General features: G+C 62.6%; 19 protein-coding genes and 1 pseudogene. 14 read left to right on the top strand and 6 right to left on the bottom strand.

From position 1 onward, the window contains the following. From A477_RS0111865 to A477_RS0111855, 3 genes and pseudogenes are all read left to right on the top strand, one after another. Positions 1-573, top strand: a pseudogene (locus A477_RS0111865) (hypothetical protein); the annotation flags it as partial. 11 nt (positions 574-584) lie between these two features. Further along, positions 585-1,379, top strand: coding sequence for an endonuclease III (gene nth / locus A477_RS0111860; RefSeq protein ID WP_017199209.1), 795 nt, complete (start codon positions 585-587; stop codon positions 1,377-1,379). Beyond that, a complete protein-coding gene (locus A477_RS0111855) occupies positions 1,376-2,053 on the top strand; it encodes an NUDIX hydrolase (protein WP_017199208.1) in 678 nt (225 codons plus the stop codon). Before nth ends, A477_RS0111855 begins: the two co-directional genes overlap by 4 nt. Positions 2,054-2,093: 40 nt before the next feature. On the opposite strand, the gene A477_RS0111850 is transcribed toward A477_RS0111855, so the two are convergent. Together A477_RS0111850 and A477_RS0111845 are read right to left on the bottom strand one after the other, a co-directional pair. Beyond that, positions 2,094-2,294: a YegP family protein gene (locus A477_RS0111850; RefSeq protein ID WP_026005563.1), complete on the bottom strand. Its 201-nt coding sequence runs from the start codon at positions 2,292-2,294 to the stop codon at positions 2,094-2,096. A gap of 188 nt (positions 2,295-2,482) precedes the next feature. Continuing rightward, entirely contained in the window at positions 2,483-4,174 is a 1,692-nt protein-coding gene (locus A477_RS0111845; protein WP_026005562.1) for a bifunctional 3'-5' exonuclease/DNA polymerase, read from the bottom strand. Positions 4,175-4,311: 137 nt separating this feature from the next. On the opposite strand from A477_RS0111845, the gene ssd reads away from it, so the two are divergent. The 7 genes from ssd (at position 4,312) to A477_RS0111810 (ending at position 9,460) form a co-directional block, all read left to right on the top strand. Then, entirely contained in the window at positions 4,312-5,469 is a 1,158-nt protein-coding gene (gene ssd / locus A477_RS0111840) for a septum site-determining protein Ssd (protein ID WP_192812003.1), read from the top strand. Next, the gene (locus A477_RS0111835; RefSeq protein WP_017199205.1) at positions 5,466-6,713 is read left to right on the top strand and encodes a TadA family conjugal transfer-associated ATPase; all 1,248 of its coding nucleotides are present in this window, start codon (positions 5,466-5,468) and stop codon (positions 6,711-6,713) included. Before ssd ends, A477_RS0111835 begins: the two co-directional genes overlap by 4 nt. Further along, entirely contained in the window at positions 6,710-7,507 is a 798-nt protein-coding gene (locus A477_RS0111830; protein ID WP_017199204.1) for a hypothetical protein, read from the top strand. Before A477_RS0111835 ends, A477_RS0111830 begins: the two co-directional genes overlap by 4 nt. After that, the gene (locus A477_RS0111825; protein ID WP_026005560.1) at positions 7,507-8,103 is read left to right on the top strand and encodes a type II secretion system F family protein; all 597 of its coding nucleotides are present in this window, start codon (positions 7,507-7,509) and stop codon (positions 8,101-8,103) included. Before A477_RS0111830 ends, A477_RS0111825 begins: the two co-directional genes overlap by 1 nt. Before the next feature lie 168 nt (positions 8,104-8,271). Continuing rightward, positions 8,272-8,718, top strand: a complete 447-nt coding sequence (locus A477_RS0111820) for a DUF4244 domain-containing protein (protein ID WP_017199202.1) — start codon at positions 8,272-8,274, stop codon at positions 8,716-8,718. Positions 8,719-8,744: 26 nt separating this feature from the next. Further along, complete coding sequence (locus A477_RS0111815) at positions 8,745-9,101, top strand: TadE family type IV pilus minor pilin (RefSeq protein WP_237715791.1); 357 nt, start codon at positions 8,745-8,747, stop codon at positions 9,099-9,101. Between the two features lie 11 nt (positions 9,102-9,112). Further along, positions 9,113-9,460, top strand: coding sequence for an Rv3654c family TadE-like protein (locus A477_RS0111810; RefSeq protein ID WP_286130199.1), 348 nt, complete (start codon positions 9,113-9,115; stop codon positions 9,458-9,460). Between the two features lie 87 nt (positions 9,461-9,547). On the opposite strand, the gene A477_RS0111805 is transcribed toward A477_RS0111810, so the two are convergent. Together A477_RS0111805 and A477_RS0111800 are read right to left on the bottom strand one after the other, a co-directional pair. Further along, on the bottom strand, positions 9,548-11,890 hold the full coding sequence (locus A477_RS0111805) for a DEAD/DEAH box helicase (protein WP_017199199.1): 2,343 nt from the start codon (positions 11,888-11,890) through the stop codon (positions 9,548-9,550). A gap of 83 nt (positions 11,891-11,973) precedes the next feature. After that, positions 11,974-12,666: a GNAT family N-acetyltransferase gene (locus A477_RS0111800; RefSeq protein ID WP_026005559.1), complete on the bottom strand. Its 693-nt coding sequence runs from the start codon at positions 12,664-12,666 to the stop codon at positions 11,974-11,976. 161 nt (positions 12,667-12,827) lie between these two features. Between A477_RS0111800 and trhO the strand changes: the two genes are divergently transcribed. Continuing rightward, complete coding sequence (gene trhO, locus A477_RS0111795) at positions 12,828-13,724, top strand: oxygen-dependent tRNA uridine(34) hydroxylase TrhO (RefSeq protein WP_017199197.1); 897 nt, start codon at positions 12,828-12,830, stop codon at positions 13,722-13,724. 9 nt (positions 13,725-13,733) lie between these two features. Here trhO and A477_RS0111790 read toward each other — a convergent pair whose 3' ends face one another. Both A477_RS0111790 and A477_RS0111785 read right to left on the bottom strand, forming a co-directional pair. Beyond that, complete coding sequence (locus tag A477_RS0111790; RefSeq protein ID WP_026005558.1) at positions 13,734-14,264, bottom strand: DUF6023 family protein; 531 nt, start codon at positions 14,262-14,264, stop codon at positions 13,734-13,736. A gap of 62 nt (positions 14,265-14,326) precedes the next feature. Beyond that, positions 14,327-14,770 (bottom strand): DUF6023 family protein, encoded by a 444-nt coding sequence (locus tag A477_RS0111785; RefSeq protein ID WP_044568748.1) that lies wholly within the window; start codon positions 14,768-14,770, stop codon positions 14,327-14,329. A gap of 94 nt (positions 14,771-14,864) precedes the next feature. Here A477_RS0111785 and A477_RS0111780 point away from each other — a divergent pair, with 94 nt between their 5' ends. From A477_RS0111780 to topA, 3 genes are all read left to right on the top strand, one after another. Further along, a complete protein-coding gene (locus A477_RS0111780; RefSeq protein WP_026005557.1) occupies positions 14,865-16,514 on the top strand; it encodes a DUF7059 domain-containing protein in 1,650 nt (549 codons plus the stop codon). Further along, positions 16,511-17,221: an ArsR/SmtB family transcription factor gene (locus A477_RS0111775; protein ID WP_017199193.1), complete on the top strand. Its 711-nt coding sequence runs from the start codon at positions 16,511-16,513 to the stop codon at positions 17,219-17,221. The genes A477_RS0111780 and A477_RS0111775 overlap by 4 nt, the downstream gene beginning before the upstream one ends. A gap of 124 nt (positions 17,222-17,345) precedes the next feature. Continuing rightward, positions 17,346-20,069, top strand: coding sequence for a type I DNA topoisomerase (gene topA / locus A477_RS0111770; protein WP_017199192.1), 2,724 nt, complete (start codon positions 17,346-17,348; stop codon positions 20,067-20,069). Positions 20,070-20,076: the final 7 nt, after the last annotated feature.

Genomic DNA, 20,076 nt, shown 5'->3' with positions numbered 1-20,076 from the left:
ACCCCCGCCGTCGTGCATGCGGCTGACGCCAAGCCCGACGACGGTACTGGCTCGGCACCCGCTGCCCCTGCCGCTACTTCCGCTGCCGCACCTACGCCGTCCGGTGCCGGCGCTTCTCCCGCCACGCCTTCCTCTGAGAGCGCAGAGCCTGCTGGAGAGCCGGGCGCGAAGGACGCCCCGGTGACGGCCTCTGGCTCGACGTCCGAGCCAGCCACCACCCAGCATGCGGCTCAGCCAGCCACCACCCAGCCAGCGGCGCAGCAGCCGTGGGCTGCAACCATGGCCACGCCCATAGTCTCCGGTGACACGCGCAGGGTCAGCGACTCGATTGGCGCCACCGTGGATCCGGCCAGCCGTCCGGAGGAATCGGATTCGCCACAGTACGAGGCCTTCTGGTTCGCCGTCGCCCAGCCCCGGACAGCGTACGAGGAACACACCGGCGCTCCCGCTTTCACCATCGAACCCGGTGGATGGGTCCTGGCTCTGGAGGACCGCGGACACGAATTCCTGGTCCAGGACACCGACGGCAAGGTTGGGGTTCTTCGGGAGCTCAGCAACATCGAACGCGGCTAAGCAGGGACACCGTGGCCATCGCTGAAGCTGGTTCGCTGCTCGCGCTCAAACGCCGGGCACGCAAGATCAACAGGGTTCTCGCTGACAAGTATCCCTACGCACATGCGGAGTTGGACTTCAGGAATCCCTTTGAGCTGGTGGTGGCCACGGTCCTCTCGGCCCAAACCACAGATGTGGCGGTCAACCAGGTCACCAAGGTCCTGTTTGCCCGCTACCCGGATGCCCGCGCCATGGCTGAGGCCGATCCCCTTGAGCTGGAGACAATTCTTCAGCCCACGGGCTTCTTCAGGGCCAAAGCGAGGAACGTCCTGGCACTCAGCACACGGCTTGTGGATGAGTACGACGGCGTGGTCCCGGGACGTCTTGAAGACCTTGTGACGCTCCCGGGCGTTGGGCGCAAGACCGCGAACGTGGTTTTGGGTAACGCGTTCGGTATTCCCGGGATTACGGTGGATACGCACTTCGGCCGGCTGGCACGTCGGTTCGGGTGGACGGCCTCCGACGATCCGGTGAAGATCGAGTTCGACGTCGCCGAGCTGTTCGAACCCCGGGACTGGACCATGCTCTCGCATCGAGTGGTGTTCCACGGGCGCAGGGTTTGCCATTCCAGGAAGCCGGCCTGTGGGGCTTGCCCGGTCGCGAGCCTCTGCCCGAGCTACGGCGAGGGCGAAACGGACCCCGTTAAGGCAGCCAAGCTGCTGAAGTATGAGCTTGCGCCGGGCAACGAAGAGTTGCTGGAGAAGCTCCTGGCCGAGACGCACAGGGCCGCGGAAATCCGCATGGAATCGCAAAGGAGGCCCGGGTGACCGCGTTTGAGGAACTGTCCGCGCTGGTCACCCGCTTTGAAGACGGCCAGCAACAGCACTCGGCCCTCTGGGAGAAACTTCCCGTCACCCCCGAAACCAACCGGGCCGCGGCAGTCTTGATGCTTTTCGGCGTGCTGGATAACATTCCTGCCGAATCGGGACGGCCTATCGCGCCGGCGGACCTCGATGTCCTCTTGCTGGAACGGGCGCATACCCTTGATGACCACCCGGGCCAAGTGGCGTTCCCGGGCGGCAGCGTGGACCCGGGAGACGAGTCGGTAGTGGCCGCAGCCCTTCGGGAAGCCGTGGAGGAAACCGGCCTGGACGCAGGTGGCGTCCGCGTTCTCGGAGTCATCCCTGAACTTGGCCTCATTCGTAGCAACTTCCGGGTGACGCCCGTTCTGGCGTGGTGGGATTCGCCATCGCCCATTCGGGTGGTGGACTACGCCGAGTCTGCCCAGGTCTTCAGGGTGCCGGTGCGTGACCTCCTGGACCCGGTTAACCGCGTCACGGCCACCATTTCCCGGTTCGGCCGCACGTACACCAGCCCTGGTTTCACCGTAAATGGAGTGCTGGTTTGGGGTTTCACCGGGATGGTCCTCAGTGGCCTCTTTGATGAACTGGGCTGGACCGTTCCCTGGGATAAAGGCAAGCTGCACGACATCGACCTCTAACGGGACCCTTGCCTGACTGGTCCTATGCCCTCGTGCCGGTTTAGGCAGCCTTGCGGGCCGTCGTCGATCGGTCCACGATCAGTCCTGTTGCGGCGTTTTCCCGCACGGCGTTGATGCCGGCAACTACCCCCTCGAGATGCGTGAACGTTGGTGATACGGCCACGACGGTTCCGTCGGCCGCAGTCAGGCGGAACCGGTAACCGTCGTTGTTGTCCTTGAGAATTTCAAACCTGCCAGCCATCGATTGCTTCCCCCTTTTGATGCTTCCTTGCACGCAGATGTGGACCAGCAAAACTATCCACACAGTGAAAGTATCCAGAACCGGGGACGAACTAAAGTTACTTCGCAGTACCCGTCATCGGCCGTGTCATCCCGGCTCATATGGCGAGATGTGACTGGATAGTCCCGGGGCTTCCGGCTATGGTCCGGCTACTTCGCTTTGTCGTACGAATCGACCACGGCAACACTCACCGGAAATTCCACAGGGATCCGCCCGAACATCAGTTCTTTTGCCGCTACGGCCGCTTCTTCGATGGCCCGGATACAGGCGTCCACGGAGCCGTCGGGTGCGTGAACCATCACTTCATCGTGCAGGAAGAAGACGAGTTCCCCGATAGGTGAGCCTTCCGCGCGTGAAGCCCGCAGCCGCCGTCGTAATTCCGCAAGCCAGCAGGCCGCCCATTCAGCAGCCGAGCCCTGGACCACGAAGTTGCGGGTGAAACGGCCCCTGGACCGGGCCAGGTTGTCAGCGCGGCGTTGTTCTTCAGCGGTGCTGGACTGCTGGCTGCGCAGCCAACCGGCCGACGGCGGTGGGCTGCTCCTGCCCAACCGGGTGGTGACGGTCCTGCCCGCTTCGCCCTCACGAGCCGCCTGCTCCACGAATCCGACGGCGCGTGGATAGGTTCGCGTGAGCTGTGGCATGAGCCTGCCCGACTCGCCAGTGGTGGCACCGTAGATGGCTCCCAACAGCGCAATCTTTGCTTTGGCACGGTCACCACCAAAGCCTTGGGCTGCGATGCCCGCGTAGAGGTCCTTGTCGCGGGCCGCCTCGGCCATTTTTGTGTCTTGCGCCAGTGCCACGAGCACTCTCGGCTCCAGTTGCGAGGCGTCGGCGACGATGAGTTTGTGGCCCGGGTCCGCATGGACCGCTGCCCGGATGTTGCGCGGAATCTGGAGCGCACCGCCACCGCGTGAAGCCCAGCGGCCGGACACCACACCGCCCACTACGTACTCCGGGTGGAACCGGCCGTCACGCACCCAGGCGTCCAGCCAGGACCAGCCGTTGGCAGTGTGCAGGCGTGAAAGTTTCTTGTAGGCGAGCAGGGGTTGGATGGCAGGGTGCTTCGATTCCTGGAGCTCCCATTGACGGGTGCTTTTCACCTCGATTCCGTTCCGGTGCAAGGCGCGCATGAGGTCCTGCGGGGAGTCCGGATTGAGGCTGGGGGAGTTGAGGATATTCCGGAGCTCGGCGCAGAGAGCCTCGAGTGCCGGAGGTCGGTGCCCAAGCGGCGGCCTGGGCCCCAGGACATCTGCAAGGATCTGTTGATGCAGCTCTTCCCGCCAAGGGACGCCGGCGTGCTGCATCTCGATGGCGATTATGGCGCACGCCGACTCCGCGGCCAGCAGCAACTGCAGGCGTTGTTTCTGCTGCTGGTCCGTAGGGACCTGAGAGATGGCGTGCTGCTGGGCCGCGAACTCCTCCCTGAGTTCAGCCAGCCCCACTTTGGGGTTGGACGGCGACAAGTCGTCGAAGAGCGCGCCTTGGTCCACGGGCGGTGGCGGCGGCTGCAGAGCCCGTGGGGGTGTTGAGTCGTCGTCCTGCGTGAGCTTGACCGCATGCATGGCGTAGTCCGTATGTGCCGTGAATTCGGAGTGGGCCAGAATGGCTCCGCAGAGCGCCAAATCGTGGCAACGCTCCAGTTCCATGCCATGGGTCAGCAGTTCCGGATACCAATCCTGGGCTCGATGCCATACCCAGCGGGGCCGTTGTGTTTCAAATTCACGCACGACGCCGGGCAACTCACCACGGGTGACCACACGCGCGTCGGCAGTTGCCTTTCCGGTGGGGGAGATCCTTTGTATGGCTGCGCCTTCCTGGTGGGCGGCGAGCAGCAAATACATGCTGTCCATTCTGCCCTGCGCGGAGGGGTGCTGTGGTGGTGAGCGACTGTTCCTCCACAGTTGCGGCCGTTCCAGGTTGTGCACATAAGGGCACGAAGACCTTTTTAGCCCCTGCCGATTCAATCAGTGTGGATGCCATGAGCAAGCGAATTCGTCGACACAGGGACGCCAGCAAGCATCACAGGCAAAGCAGCACCCAGGCAGCGCAGGGGGATGCGGACGGATCCTGGGTGCCCCGCGATGCCGTCGGGATACTGCTTGTTTCCGGCGACCCTTACCTTCAGGAAGAGGCCAAGCGGATAGTCGCAGCGGCAGGTGGAAGCCTGAGGACCGCCGTTAACGTGACGGAGGCCGTCCATGGGTGGGACAACGCCGACGTCGTTTTGGTGGGCAGTGATATCCGCGAACTGCCGCCGCGGCGAAGAGCCCCCACAGTGTTGCTCGGTAAAGCCTCTGAAGGTGACGGGCTATGGCGTTTGGCTGCTGCGTTGGGAGCCGAACGGGTAGCCGTCCTTCCCGAGGCTGCTGCCTGGCTGGCTAGGCACCTCAGCATGTCGGGCTCTCCGGATCCGGGGGGCACGGTCATGGGAATCATCGGTGGCAGTGGCGGGGCGGGAGCTACGACCACCGCGATCTGGCTGGCGCAAGCGGCGGCAGGGCATGGCGTCAGCACGTTGCTCATCGACGGTGACCGCTGGGGTGGAGGCCTTGAACTGGCGGTGACAGCTGATGAGATTCCGGGCCTGCGGTGGCCCGACTTCACCGAAACCCGTGGCAGCATCGATCCCTCGCAGTTCCGGGACTCCCTGCCCGTGGCCGGCGGGTTCGCCTATCTGTCATGGCCCGGGACCCGGGAACCGGTCCATAGTCCCGCGGCCGATGCCGTAGCTGCCGTGGTTGACGCCGCACGCCGAAGCTTCGAACTCGTCGTGGTGGACATCGGGCGCAGCCGGGAAGGACTGGCAACTCTCGCGTGGGACTGCGACAGGGTCTTGCTGTTGAGCAAGGCCCATCTCAAATGCGCGGTGGCGGCCGCACGTGTCCTCGACGAGCTACCACCCGTCGACGTCGGACTCCTGGTACGCGGCTCCGGCGCTATGGCTGTGGACGCTCCGCTGATCTCCGAGTCTTTGGGATTGCCTCTTTTGGGCATCCTTCCCGAGATGCGGGGTGTGGCGGCAGGCACCGAAGATGGACGATTGCTGGAATTTGGACGCCGAAAACCGATCAGCCGTTTTGCCGGCTCTGTGCTGGAGCTGCACTCTGTGCCGGAGTTGAACGGCGCCATCCAATGAGCCGCTTCGCCGAGGAAACCCGACGTCAGCAGGGCCGCAGGCTGGACGCCGTCCTTCTTGAGACGGTGCGGGAATCAGTGCTCGCAGGGAACGGACCCGTCACCCCGTCTACGGTTGCAGCAGCTGTGCAGGCAAGCGGCAGATTGCTGGGTACAGCCGGCGCGTTGGAAGCTGCGGAATCCATCAATGCGGAACTGAACGGGTTGGGACCCCTCCAACACCTTGCCCAGGATCCGGCCGTCACTGACATCTTCGTCAACGGACCCGATTCTGTCTGGTTTGACCGCGGGAACGGTCTGGAACGTTCAGGGGTTCGTTTCGACAGTGAGCAACAGATCAGGTCACTGGCCACGCGCTTGGTTTCAGCCGGAGGGAGGCGACTGGATGACGGCTCCCCCTGTGTGGATGTCCGGCTCAAGGGCGGCTACCGGGTGCATGCAGTCCTCGCACCGATATCAACGGCAGGCACCCTGCTGTCCATCCGCATCCGCCGGGAAGAGGTGTTCACTCTGACCGAGTTGAGGGAGAGTGGCATGTTCTCTGCGCACGTCGAGTCGGTTCTGCGTGCCGTCATGGCGCACAAACTGAGTTTCCTTATCAGCGGTGCAACGGGCTCAGGAAAGACAACGCTCCTCTCCACGATGCTTGGGTTGAGCCATCCGGCGGAGCGATTGGTGCTCATCGAGGACGCCGCCGAGCTCAACCCCGTCCATCCACACGTCGTGACGCTCGAGTCGCGCCATGGAAACCTTGAAGGTGGAGGGGCCTTGGACCTCGGAGAACTGGTCCGCCAAGCATTACGCATGCGGCCGGACAGGCTGATTGTAGGAGAATGCCGAGGCGCCGAAGTCCGAGAATTGCTGACCGCACTCAACACCGGCCACACCGGTGGCGGTGGCACGATTCACGCCAACACCGCCGAAGCTGTGCCAGCACGATTGGTGGCGCTCGGCGCCTTGGCAGGTTTGAACGCCGAGGCCGTCCGGCTGCAGGTCTCCAGTGCCTTGGACGTCGTGATTCACGTAGACAGATCCTCGTCGGGGCGGAAGGTGGCATCCATTGGCGTAGTGGCCGATACACGGGCGGGCCAGAAAGTGGTGGCGGCACTCATCTGGAGCCGGACAGGAATGACATACGGACCAGCATGGCCAGGACTCGCCGCCCGGCTCTCCCTGGCGCCCCTTGAAGCGAACGATGACTCGCGACCAGATGATTTGTTGCCACAAGCCGGGGACGGCCCATGATCGGTGCGTTCGTCCTCGTTGTGGCACTGGCGGCATGGCTGCAGCTCACGGGCAATGGTGTCGGCAGCCGACGAATTCGGACGAGCCTGGGGGAGCCGGCAGGCCGGAATGGGAGTACCAAGGCGCGTGCGGGGGTGTGGCGCGGCCGCTGGCGACGACGAAAATGGACTGAGCCTTTGCCGCTTGTGGTGCTGGTGCAACAGCTCGCAGCCCTCCTGCGCGGCGGGCGGGGAACGTCCAAGTTGTGGGAAGAGCTATGGATTATCCACGCGTCACGGCAAATCACGGCCGGTGGCACGGCCGCAGCGGAGCAGAAGGGTAACGCCGGGCTGTCGAACGAGTCGCTAAAAGTACTGGCAGCGGCACGGGCAGCGTCAGCCGTAGGAAATTCTCCTGCTGAAGCCATCCGTGGCACGGCAACCAAGGCGTATCTGCGACGCGGCAGTTCCGAACGACGAGTATGGATGGAGCTGGCAGCATGCCTGGACATCGCCGAAACCAGCGGCTGCCCCCTAGCCGGCCTCCTCACCCGGTTCGCAGCCCAACTGGAAGCCGAGGAAGACTCCGAAGCCGCCCGCCAGACGGCCCTCGCTGGGCCTAAGGCTACCGTTCGACTGCTGTCGTGGCTCCCGGTGTTCGGGCTCGGCATGGGGATGGCGTTGGGCGTGGATCCGTTGGGCATTTTGCTGAACAACTTCCTGGGTGTTGCCACGTTCGCGGCTGGACTCGTCCTAACGGTGGCTGGCCGGGTGTGGTCCTCACGGCTGGTCGCGTCCGCGGCCGAAGGCCGCTGATGCCCGGAGCTCCGGTGTTAGTGATGATCTCCGTCATGGCGCTCGCCGCCTTCATCAGCTTCGCGGCACCCACACGGCTGAGGACGCGGCTACGTCCTCGGGGCACGGAGCCTGAAGCGCCGAAGGGGTCATTGATGGCAGTCCATGGTGACCCGGCAGCGGACGGGCTCCGCGATACTGCAATGATGCTGGAGCTGGTGGCCTCAATGCTCGACGCCGGAGCTGGAATAGGGCGGGCACTGGAACTTATCGCAAAGTGTGCTTCACCGGCAATCAGGCAATCACTCCGGCCAGTTGTTGCCGCACTTGCACTTGGTGCCGACTGGGAGACCGCGTGGCGGACCCCCACCAGGCATGCGGCTGAAGTAGTCCGGCTCAAGGACGCACTGGCTTTCGCAGCCCTGACGGGTGCGCCATCTGCTTCCATCCTCTATGCACAGGCCGCGAGGGAACGGCGCGAGCAGTTCCGGGCCGCAGAGAAACGGGCAGCTGCCTTGGGCGTAAAACTCGTGGTTCCGCTGGGTCTCTGCTCGTTGCCTGCCTTTATCTGCCTCGGAATCGTCCCCGTCCTGATCGCCATGCTTCCCTCAGGATGAATGGCGAGGCAAGGCCTGTTCGAGGAGGAACTCCGACCTTTCCTCCACATCCAGCGGGTCAGGAGTGGTTATCCACTTGCAGGAATCAACTTCTTCCGGGTTACTCCACGCCACGGAAGAGTCGATTCTGTCGGCAGACCCGCTGGCACTTCTTGAAAGGAACCCACCGTGAAAATACTGTCCACTACGCTTCCTGACACCCTCACTGATACACCTCGGGATCGACCGGCTCCTGTTGAAGACCCGAAGGCTCCTTCCGGAGAACCGGAGACAACCCAGCAGTATGAGCTCTCCGAGTACGAGCTTGAACACAACGACCTTGAGCGATTCGATCTCGAGGACGACCTTGAACGATTCGATCTCGAGGACGAACTCGGGCAGTTCGGATTGGGGTTCGACGATCTTGAAGAGTTCGAGGACACGCAACTTGCTGACGATGGCTTCTGGGCCAGGACAAGGCTGATGGGTTCGGAAGTGGGCATGGCCACCGCCGAGTACGCCATAGCCACCCTCGCTGCTGTTGGGCTCGCGGGTCTCCTTGTGGTCATCCTTCGGAGCGAGGAGGTCCGCGGCTTCCTGCTCAACCTGATCCGTACGGCGTTGTCCTTGCCATGACGGATGTACTGCCTGCCCGCGGGAGAGTGTCTCGGAAAGAGGCGGAACGGGGCGCTGTCACTGCGGAGTTCGCCGTCGCCCTGCCGGCCGTGGTGTTGCTCCTGGCATTACTGCTGGCAGGGGGCGCCGCTGGTATCACCCAATTACGGCTGGAGGAAGCAGCCAGGGCAGGGGCTCGCGCATCGGCCCGGGGTGAGACCTCAGGCTCGGTGGAAGGGGTCGTCAAGCGACTTGCCGGGGACGGCGTTAGCGCGATGCTGACCGACGACGGCGAGTGGTTGACCGTGACAGCTTCGTCGCCAGTAGGCGGGGCATTAGGCTCGCTCGTTCCTTGGACGCTGAAAGCCTCTGCGTCAGCGCGGGCAGAAGCGGGCACCCCGTGAAGAATGTCTTCGTGAAAGCCCAGCGTGAGCGCGGGGCCGGCACCGTGCTCACCCTGGGACTTGGGGCCGTGGTCATAACGATGCTTCTTGGGCTGCTTTTCCTCGCGCAGGCCGGGGTAATGGCATCCCGGGCTGCATCGGCAGCTGACCTGGCGGCTCTTGCAGCGGCAGATACTGCCCGGGGTCTTGCTTCCGGGGAACCTTGTGCCGTCGCAGCAGACGTGGCCGCAAAGCACGATGCGAAGCTCACGTCTTGCACGGTAGCCGGCGGGAACGTGGTGGAGGTCGGCACTGAGCTCGCACGTCCCTTCCGGTGGGGCGTTGCCACTGGCCGCGCACGGGCGGGACCACCTCCGTAGGTGACACAAAGAGGGCCGCTTCCTGCAGGACGGGCCTGATGGCGGTGCTGTTTGGCTTGCGCCGTGGTGGTTAGCTGGCGCCCTTGTCTAGCTGGCGTCCTTCAACAGCACGTCCAAGAGTGTGATGGCGGCTGCCTTGTCCAAAGGGTTGTTCTTGTTGCCGCATTTAGGTGACTGAACACAGGACGGACAGCCGGCATCACACTCGCAGGCCTTGATCGCCTCCCGAGTGGCGGTGAGCCAAATCTTGGCCTTTTCAAAGCCCCGTTCGGCAAATCCAGCACCACCCGGGTGGCCGTCGTAAACGAAGATCGTGGGCACTCCGGTGTCTGCGTGCAGGGCGGTGGAGACGCCGCCGATGTCCCAGCGGTCACTGGATGCCACCAAGGGGAGAAGCCCAATGGCGGCATGTTCGGCCGCGTGCAGGGCCCCGGGGAACTCCGCTTCCACTAAGCCGGCTCCGTGCAGCGAACGGTTGTCCACCACGAACCAGACAGCCTTGGTAAACAGGTCCCGGGCTCCCAGATCGAGGGGTTCTTCTCCGAGGATCTCGTTCGAAATCAAGGCCTTGCGCTGAAAGGAGACCACTTGGGTGGTTACTTTGACGTCGCCGAAGTGCACGGTGATGTCACCCCACTGGACCGATCGCGAGGTTTCAAGGACTTCGATCTGGGTTACGTCCCGAGCCGTTGTGTAGAAGTCCGGATTTACCCGCCGGACCATCACGCAGTGATCGGTTTCGTTGAGGTCCTCCACCAGGTAGCTGTCACCCTGATGGACATAGATGGCACCTGTGTGGGCCTGGTAATGCGTCTGTGGCGAGTCCATGGTTCCCAAGAGGGACCCGGTCTCGGCATCAACAATACTGACGGGCCCGCCTCCGTCTGCCCGGAGGTTCACCATCCCGGCAGCGCTCTCCGGGTGGGTCCAGAACCATCCCGCGGGACGCTTGCGAAGGTAGCCCTGCACCACCAAGCGATCAAGCAGACCCTCGGCAGTGGGGCCGAAGAGATCCAGCTCCGCCGGACCGATCGGCAACTCGGCCGCCGCCGCGCACAAGTGCGGGCCAAGAACGTAGGGATTGCCGGGGTCGAAGACAGTGGCCTCCACGGAGACGTCAAAGATCGCCTCCGGGTGGTTCACCAGATAGGTATCCAAGGGATCATCGCTGGCCACAAAAGCGGCAATTGCATCCTGTCCCGCGCGGCCTGCGCGGCCGATCTGCTGAAAGAGCGAGGCCCTGGTGCCCGGCCAGCCCGCCACCAGTACGGCGTCAAGACCCGAGATGTCGATACCAAGTTCCAAAGCGGACGTGCTGGAGACCCCCAGCAACTGGCCGGACCTCAAAGCCTGCTCCAAAGCCCGCCGCTCCTCAGGCAGATATCCGGACCGGTAGGCGGCCACCCGCCCGGGAAGGCTGGGATCCACCTCGTCCAGCAGTCTCTTGGTAATGGAGGCAATGGACTCGGCGCCGCGACGCGACTTGATGAACGCGATGGTCCTGACGCGCGACGAAACGAGGTTGGCCAGGATGTCCGCAGTCTCAGCTACGGCGGTCCTCCGCTGTTTAGCGCCGTTTTCGCCTTTGACGTCGGTCAAGGCTGGCTCCCAGAAGGCGACCGTGGTGGAACCGTGCGGAGAGCAGTCTTCGGAAACTTCCCTGACGGGAGCACCTATGAGCCGTCCAAAGGAAACCCCGGGATCGGAAGCGGTGGCGGAAGCAGCTATGAAGACAGGTTCGGGGAAGGAGGTCCCCGCACCGTAATAAGCGCAGATCCGGCGCAGGCGCCGCATCAAATTGGCCACGTGTGAGCCGAACACGCCGCGGTAACTGTGTGCTTCGTCCACGATGACGTAGCGCAGCCGTCGGAAGAACCGGGCCCACCATGTGTGGTTGGGAAGGATCCCGAAGTGCAGCATGTCCGGGTTGGCAAGGATGAAATTGGCGTGGTCACGGATCCATCTCCGGGACGAGACGTCGGTATCGCCGTCGTAAGTTTCTGCTCGGACCGTAGGCAATTTCAGCGAGCGGATCGCCGCGAGCTGGTCGGCTGCCAAGGCCTTGGTAGGGGACAAGTAGAGGGTGACTGCGCCGTCGTCGTGGATCTTTCCGGGATCAGACAGGACTCGCAGCTCCGAACGGTGAATCGCATCCAACGCCGGCAACTGATAGGCGAGCGACTTCCCGGAGGCAGTTCCGGTGGCGATGACAACGTGCTGCCCGGAATGGGCGAGATCTGCCGCTTGGATCTGGTGCCGGTACGGTTCGTGGATGCCCAGGGTGCCGTACGCCGCCACCACATCCTGATGGACCCAGCCGGGCCAAGGTTCGTTGACAGCTTTTCGGGCAGGGATGGTGTGGACATGGCGCAACTGCTCAGGGTCCGCCGTTCGGCCCAGTAAGGAGATCAGTGAATTTGGTGACGCCACCGAATCATTCTGTCACTGTGCGGGCACGCCAACGGCGGCACCTTCGTGGCGCCGCCGTCGCGCTTGGCCGTTAGCGGGAGTCCCTAGGCTCCGGATAGGTCCGATCCTTCGGTGCCGCTGGACATCATGAGGACGTGGCACACCACGTCCCACCCCAAATGGGAGTAGAGCTTCTGGCCGTCCAAGGAAGCCAACAAAAGACCGTTTTCTACATCGTGTGCGAAAGCCTGGGCAGCGAGGGCCTTCATGATGAAGCTCCCTAGGCCACGGCGCTGAAAATCAGGTTCGGTGACAATCTTGTCGAAGACGGCAGTGCCGTCGACTACATAGACCCGGCCGCTGGCTGCCACCCGTTCGCCGGAGTGGACCACCGCGTGATGAACGCCGTTTGATTCGAAGGTGGCGAGCTCCAAATCGTCGTCAGGAAGCCACGGATCCTCGGAATCCTGGGTTTCCATGTCCACGATCATCATGGTCTGGGATGCGGACGTCACGGTGAGTCCGCGCTGCTCAGCGAGGTATTTGTACCGTTGGACGTCGTTGGTGAGTACCGTCAGGATCCGGTTTGGGGATTCTGCGGTCTTGTCCGCAAGGGCGGCGAACTCTTCGTCCGACGGATCGTGGGCGAAATACTCCCAATCACCGGTTTTGTCGGCGCGAAGTGTGGCAGGGAAGCGGCCCTCTTGGCGTGACTCGTAGCCGCGGCAGCCGGACCAGCCGGCCACCCAGACTTCCAAGAGGTGCGCAATGTCTTCAACCAAGGCGTCTGGACTCATAGAGAGAGAGTATGCCAGCGCACCATGAAGCAACAGAGCCATGTCAGCCCGGCGATGGTTGCTTATGGAATTGTGACTTCCGGCCCCGGGCCCCGCTCCGGGGCCAGCGCGCCAGCCTCACCGAAACGCACGGATTCTACTGCACCAAGTACCCTTTAACAGTGGCTTTGAACCGAATTGTGCTCTTCTATGGCTTTACCCCGATCGCCGACCCTGACGCCGTGCGTCTGTGGCAGCGTGCCCTATGCGAAAAACTGGGACTCACCGGCAGGATCCTCATATCCAAGGATGGCATCAACGCCACGGTGGGCGGCGAGCTCAACAACATGAAGCAGTACGTGAAGACCACTCGCGAGTACAAGGGATTTCACGGCATCGACTTCAAATGGTCGGAGGGAAGCGCCGCGGATTTCCCGCGCCTCAGCGTCAAAGTACGTGATGAGATCGTGTCCTTCGGCGCCCCCGGTGAACTGAAAGTGGACGCCAACGGCGTGGTTGGCGGCGGCAAGCACCTCCAACCCGAGGAACTTCACGCGCTGGTGGATGCCAAAAAGTCCAGCGGCGAAGACGTAGTGTTCTTCGATGGCCGGAACGCGTTCGAAGCGCAGATCGGCAAGTTCAAGGATGCAATTGTTCCTGAGGTGGACACCACCCACGATTTCATCAAGGAACTCGACTCTGGCAAGTACGACGACCTCAAGGACAAACCGGTTGTCACCTACTGCACCGGGGGCATCCGCTGCGAAGTACTCTCCAGCCTGATGGTCAACAGGGGCTTCAAAGAGGTCTACCAGTTGGATGGCGGGATCGTCCGCTACGGCGAGACGTTCAAGGACAAAGGCCTCTGGGAGGGCTCGCTGTACGTCTTCGACAAGCGCATGCATGTCGAGTTCAGTGAGGAAGCCAAGACCATCGGCGAGTGCGTCCGCTGCTCTGCTCCCACCAACAAGTTCGAGAACTGCTCCAACCTCAGTTGCCGTACATTGACGCTGTACTGCGAGGAATGTGCCTCCAGCCCGGAAACGCTCCGCTGCCCCGGCGGCTGCGAAGCGGCCTGACGATCCGCATCAGAGCCGGCTCACCCGGTAGGTGAAATTGGCATCAGACCTGGTGCCCACCGTGATGGACAATATGGCGTCCTTTTCCAGCTGGACCACGCTCACGCGCGCATTAGCGCATCCCAGCGTCAGGTTGACCAGTTCCACTTCGCCCACCTTGACGGAGAATGTCACCCTCCGCGTGCCACGGCAGGCCAGCGTCACCGCGTACGTCCCACCTGGTAATTGAACTGTTTGCTCCGACTTGGACTCGCCGGGATTGAGGTACCCGCTGCTTGAGTAGAACGACTGCCCCTGCGACTCAGGCAAGGCCGCTTTCGCCCACTCTTCGAGTGCCTCGCCCGTGACGGTCTCCTCCAGAGCCGGATCGGGCGGCAGGACTACATTTCCCGCTGTGGAGGTGGGGTTGGCATCTGGCCTTCCGCCCTCGTCAAAGGTGTATTCGCACGCCGTCAGGCTGCCGCCCAGCACAACAAGGATGACGACGGCGGCCCTCGCCAGCCGCTGTGGCACCACCGAGCGAGCTGCCTTGCTGCCCATGCACTGACTTTACGCCCGTAAAGCCACTGGCCAAAGGCCTTTCGGGGCAGGTGCGCCCCGGCCTAGGCTGCGGCAGGAACCACGTGATACGCGAAGATCAGCGGAGCATCAACGCTGCTCGTCGAGATGCTGAGGGGACCAGTGCCGGGCACCTTGATCTTCACCACATCAAGGCTGCCATTGCACGCCGCAGCCGCGTCCGCGATCTTAATGCCGCTGGAGGAAACAGCGAAGTACGCCTTGCCGCCCCCATCGCACGCCATGGTGAGCGTGTAGCTTCCACCCGGAACGTTGGGAGACTCCTTGACCAACGGGTTCCGGTTGAGGATCTTCCCGGAGTCTTCCAAGACCGCGCCGCTTGCAGCGGGCAGGATCTTTTCCTTCCAAGCAGGAACGTCCGCATCTTCGATGTTGGCCGGCGCCTGGCAACCGGAGACTCCCAGCAATGCCGCGGCGGTGATGGCAACAAGGCCCGCACGGCGCCTTGTTGAGGAGAAGTTGAGCATGAATCCAACGCTACCGGGTTCCAACGGGGGCCTTTGTCCACATAGGGCAGGTTCACGATCCAAAGGCAGGGTGCGCCGCCCCTACACTTGCAAGGTGACTGACTCAGCTTCCTTCTTTACTGCCGGCAACATTGACGATGCTCCCCGCAGTGACCGCCCCGAATTGCTTTCGGCGCTCGCCGCGGACCTTCGTGCCCTCAACTACACAGTGGACGGTGTGGCTGAGCTTTTGGGAGCATCCGCTTCAGATGCACTCGGCAGGGACCAGTTGATCCCCGCACTCCTTGCCAGTGAGAGGCTCATGGACTCCAACGACCCTGACCTCCGGTCACAGGCTGTCATTGTTCGTCTTTGGCTGCTTGCCGTTCCGCAGTCGGTCCCCGACATCGACTCCGCCCTCCCCGCTATCCGTGCGAAAGGCCTTGAGGAACTCGGGCTAATCACAGTGGATTCAGGAATGGCTCATGCCAAGGTGGACCTGCGCCCGTACGGCTGGGACGCCAATACGGATGGCAGTGGCGGTGCGGAACTCTGGGTTGCCAGCGACCTCGCTGCCCACCAGCAGCCCGGAGTCCTGAGGCATGACCACGTTCTGGGAATCGGGCGAGCGTCCACAACGCTGGTCCAAACCACTTTCAGGAAACACAGCGAACGAGCGCTGGACGTGGGCACCGGCTGCGGTATTCAGACCTTCCACCTGCTCCATCACTGCGAGCACGTCACGGCTACGGACATCTCTGAGAGGGCGCTCGCGTTCACGCGCTTCAATCTTCTGCTGAACGCCGCTGAACTGGAGCTGGACCCGGACAACCTGGAGCGTCGGGTGAGCCTGCGGCTTGGATCGCTCCTGGAACCGGTAGCGGGGGAGCAGTTCGGCTTGGTGGTATCCAACCCACCGTTCGTCATCACTCCGCGAACGGGCGGCGAATCGTCGTCGGACCAGTTCACGTACCGCGATGGCGGGCTTCCCGGCGACGACATCGTGGCGTCCTTGGTACAGTCCCTGGCCGGGGTCCTCGAGCCCGGCGGGACAGCACAAATGCTCGGCAATTGGGAGGTTCCTTCCAGTACCGATTGGAAGGACCGGCCCAAGGCCTGGCTCCGGGACTCAGGTTTGGACGTCTGGTTCATCCAACGGGAGCAGGTAGGCCCCGAACAGTACGCAGAGACATGGCTCCAGGACGCATCTCAGAACCGCGAGGGCCAGCAATACAAGGAAGCGTACGCCGCCTACCTGGCCGACTTTGCTTCCAGGAACGTTGAAGGTATTGGATTCGGCATGATTTGGCTGCGCCGCCCTGAGTCACCGCTCGAGGTCATCATCAATCGCTTTGAGGAAATTACATACCCAATAGAGCAGCCGATCGGACCGCATCTGGGTGCTGCCGTGGAGCGGGCTGATTGGGTGGCCGCACATTCCGTCCCGGAGGCGCACTTGGTGGTTGCCGAGGACGTCACCGAGGAACGGCACCAGCGTCCCGGAGCCGTTCATCCCGGAGTCATCCTCCTGAGGCAAGGGGCAGGGCTTCGCCGGACCAATCTGCTCAGTACTGAACTGGCCGGGTTCGTCTCCGCCTGCGACGGCCAATTGTCGGTCCGGCAGATCGTCTCGGCCTTGGTATCGCTCCTGGGCGGGGGAGAGGACTTCGACGAAGAGGCCTTCCGCGAAGGGCTTTTCCGCGAGGTCACCAACCTGGTTTTGGATGGGTTCCTCCTTCCAGACCCGGCGCAGGTCAACGCATGATCCGGGGTGCGGCGCCGCGCTCATCGAACACCGGGCCTCCGGGAAGTGACCCTGACTACACTGATGAAGTGAGTGCGAACAACGAATCATCCCAAGCGTCAGGCGATGTTCCTCGGCGGAAGCGTGCCGAGAAGACGGTTGAGATCACTGATCCCAAGGCTATCCGTGCATTGGCGCACGCCGCCCGGATTGAAGTCATCTCTGAGCTCTACGCCACACAGGTCAGCCACACAGCCACGGAACTCGCTGCCAGGACCGGGCTGACTCCCAGTGCAATGAGCTACCACCTCCGGGCCCTCCAGAAATGGGGGATCGTGGCACCTGCGGAAAACGCCGGTGATGCCCGGGAACGTCGCTGGAAAGCGGCCGGAACGGACTTCACCATTTCGGGAGGGAGTGTTGCCAGCCCTGAGATTGCCGTGGTTGACCTGGAGCTTGATGCTTTCCGCCGCCGGGCTTCGGCCTTCGCCAAGGCTCGCGGGGAACGCCGGCAACGGGGGGAAACAGGGGAAGAACCGGCAGCGGTGGTCCTCTCGAGCAACCTGCTGTACTTGACCAACTCCCAGCGCAGGGAACTTTTGGACAGAATCCGTGCTGTTCTGCGGGAGTACGAACTCGAGGATCCCACCCGGATACCGGAAGGTGCTGAACGTGTGGCAACCTTGTGGTCAATGATCCCGGATGACCGGGTAGCACCCGGTCAGTAAGAGCCCCGTCGGGTCTTTGACTGTCCGTCCTGGTTCCGCACCAAAACGCAGGATTCTGCAAACTATGGTGAACTAGGCCAATATGGGCACCAGCCCAATTACACATTTTTTCTGTAGGAGCACCGTGCCCAGCAAGGCAAAAACCGGCAAGAAACTCGTGATCGTGGAGTCTCCCGCCAAGAGCAAGACCATCGCCAAGTATCTTGGCGAGGGCTTCATCGTCGAGGCTTCGATCGGCCACATCCGGGACCTCCCGCAGCCGTCGGACCTCCCTGCCGAGCTGAAGAAGACCTCGTTGGGCAAGTTCGCTGTCGACATCGAAAACGACTTCAAGCCGTACTACGTTGTTTCTCCGGACAAGAAGAAAAAGGTCGCCGAGCTCAAGGCCCAGCTGAAAGACGCTGACGCGCTCTACCTCGCAACCGATGGGGACCGCGAAGGTGAAGCCATCGCGTGGCACCTCCTGGAGGTCCTGAAGCCCAAGGTTCCCGTCTATCGCATGACCTTCGGTGAAATCACCAAGGAAGCCATCCACCGCGCCATGGACAACCTCCGGGATGTCGATACTGCTTTGGTGGATGCCCAGGAAACACGGCGTATTCTTGACCGCCTCTATGGGTACGAGATTTCGCCCGTGTTGTGGCGCAAGGTTGCCCGCGGCCTGTCCGCTGGCCGTGTCCAGTCCGTGGTGACCCGGATGGTGGTTGACCGCGAACGTGAACGCATGGCCTTCCGGGCCGCGTCTTACTGGGACCTCACGGGCCAGTTCGGTTCAGATTCAGGTTCTTTCAAGGCCAAGCTTGCCGCCGTGGACGGTTCCAAGGTAGCCAGTGGTCGGGACTTCAACGACAATGGGCAGCTCACCTCCTCCAACGTGGTGCACCTCAATGAGGAACTCGCCACGTCTTTGGCGACCGGTCTGGAGAGCGCTGACTTCCGCGTCCGTTCCGTAGACACCAAGCCGTATACCCGCCGCCCTGCCGCACCGTTCACCACCTCCACGCTGCAGCAGGAAGCCGGCCGTAAGCTCCGCTTTTCGTCGAAGAGCACCATGCAGGTCGCCCAGCGCCTGTATGAAAACGGCTACATCACCTATATGCGTACTGACTCGTCTGCTTTGAGTGATGAAGCACTTACAGCTGCCCGCCGTCAGGCTTCCGAGCTTTATGGTCCCGAGTACGTGCCCCAGAGCCCCCGCGTCTACGCCAACAAGGCTGCCAACGCCCAGGAAGCCCACGAGGCCATCCGTCCCGCGGGAGATTCCTTCCGCACTCCCGCGCAGGTCGCCAAGCAGCTGAGCGGCGACGAGTTCCGCCTCTACGAGCTCATCTGGAAGCGCACCGTCGCCTCCCAGATGGCTGACGCCAAGGGTTCTACAGCTACCATCCGCCTCGGTGCAGTGGCCGCTGACGGCCGGGACGCTGAGTTCTCGGCCTCCGGTACTGTCATTACCTTTCCCGGCTTCCTCGCAGCCTATGAAGAGGGCAAGGATGAGAGCCGTGGTGATGAGGACTCCGATGAAGCCCGTCGCCTGCCGAACGTTGCCAAGGATGATTCCCTGACGGCTTCGGACATCGTGGCTGTCGGACACGAAACGTCACCGCCGCCGCGTTACACGGAAGCATCGCTGACCGCCGAGCTGGAAAAGCGGGGCATCGGCCGTCCGTCCACTTACGCCTCCACCATCTCAACCATTCAGGACCGCGGCTACGTTCGTAAGCAGGGTTCCGCCTTGGTTCCAAGCTGGATCGCATTCTCCGTGATCCGCTTGCTGGAACAGCACTTCACGGACTATGTGGACTATGAATTCACGGCAGACATGGAAGGCGACCTGGACAAGATCGCCAACGGCCAGGCCGTGGGTGCTGCCTGGCTCAAGCACTTCTACTACGGTGAAGAAGCAGATCCCGGACTGCTGAGCATCGTGAACAACCTTGGCGAAATCGATGCCCGCGAGATCAATTCCGTGCCCATCGCCGACGGCATCACGCTGCGTGTGGGCAAGTTCGGCCCGTACCTTGAAAGCTCCATCCCTACCTTGGATGCGAAGACCGGCGAAGTAGTTGAATCCGCAAGGGCCAATGTCCCGGAGGAACTCGCTCCTGACGAACTCACGGCCGACAAAGCCAAAGAGCTTATGGAGACCGCAGCCCCCGAGGAACGGGTGCTTGGAACCGACCCGCACACCGGCCACACCATCGTTGCCAAGAACGGCCGCTATGGCGCTTACGTCACCGAGATCATTCCTGAGATGACCGAGGAGCAGCTGGCCAACCAGCCGGTGGAGTATTACAAGAACGGCAAGCCCAAGCCTCCCAAGAAGCCCGTGAAGGCGAAACCGCGTACCGGTTCACTGTTCAAGTCCATGACAGTGGATACGGTCACCTTGGATGAAGCCCTCGCGCTCATGAGCCTGCCCCGGGTCCTCGGTGAGGACGCAGATGGGAACCCCATCACGGTGCAGAACGGTCGGTTCGGTCCTTACCTGAAGAAGGGCACGGACTCCCGTTCCATCGGTTCGGAAGAGGAAATCTTCACGATCACCCTGGAACAGGCTCTGGAAATCTACTCGCAGCCCAAGCAGCGAGGCGCACGCGCCTCCGTCCCGCCCCTGGCTGAGTTTGGTCCCGACCCCGTCTCCGAGAAGAACATTGTGGTGAAGGAAGGCCGCTTCGGGCCTTACATCACTGACGGCGTCACCAACATCACGGTCCCCCGCTCAACCTCGCTTGAGGAGCTGACCCGGGAACGCGCCGTCGAGCTTTTGGCGGAAAAGCGGGCCAAGGGGCCGGTCAAGCGGACCACCACCCGCAAGGCACCGGCCAAGAAGGCAACAGCCAAAAAATAGTCACCAT

Source organism: Arthrobacter sp. M2012083 (assembly GCF_000281065.1).
GTDB lineage: Bacteria > Actinomycetota > Actinomycetes > Actinomycetales > Micrococcaceae > Arthrobacter.
This window is presented reverse-complemented; position numbering and strand designations above follow the sequence as displayed.

What these genes read in the sequence shown, in the direction of transcription:
- A477_RS0111850 (WP_026005563.1), bottom strand. Translation starts at nt 2,294, where the DNA reads ATGGCTGGCAGGTTTGAAATTCTCAAGGACAACAACGACGGTTACCGG.
- A477_RS0111845 (WP_026005562.1), bottom strand. Translation starts at nt 4,174, where the DNA reads ATGTATTTGCTGCTCGCCGCCCACCAGGAAGGCGCAGCCATACAAAGG.
- ssd (WP_192812003.1), top strand. Translation starts at nt 4,312, where the DNA reads ATGAGCAAGCGAATTCGTCGACACAGGGACGCCAGCAAGCATCACAGG.
- A477_RS0111835 (WP_017199205.1), top strand. Translation starts at nt 5,466, where the DNA reads ATGAGCCGCTTCGCCGAGGAAACCCGACGTCAGCAGGGCCGCAGGCTG.
- A477_RS0111830 (WP_017199204.1), top strand. Translation starts at nt 6,710, where the DNA reads ATGATCGGTGCGTTCGTCCTCGTTGTGGCACTGGCGGCATGGCTGCAG.
- A477_RS0111825 (WP_026005560.1), top strand. Translation starts at nt 7,507, where the DNA reads ATGCCCGGAGCTCCGGTGTTAGTGATGATCTCCGTCATGGCGCTCGCC.
- A477_RS0111800 (WP_026005559.1), bottom strand. Translation starts at nt 12,666, where the DNA reads ATGAGTCCAGACGCCTTGGTTGAAGACATTGCGCACCTCTTGGAAGTC.
- A477_RS0111790 (WP_026005558.1), bottom strand. Translation starts at nt 14,264, where the DNA reads ATGGGCAGCAAGGCAGCTCGCTCGGTGGTGCCACAGCGGCTGGCGAGG.
- A477_RS0111785 (WP_044568748.1), bottom strand. Translation starts at nt 14,770, where the DNA reads ATGCTCAACTTCTCCTCAACAAGGCGCCGTGCGGGCCTTGTTGCCATC.
- A477_RS0111775 (WP_017199193.1), top strand. Translation starts at nt 16,511, where the DNA reads ATGATCCGGGGTGCGGCGCCGCGCTCATCGAACACCGGGCCTCCGGGA.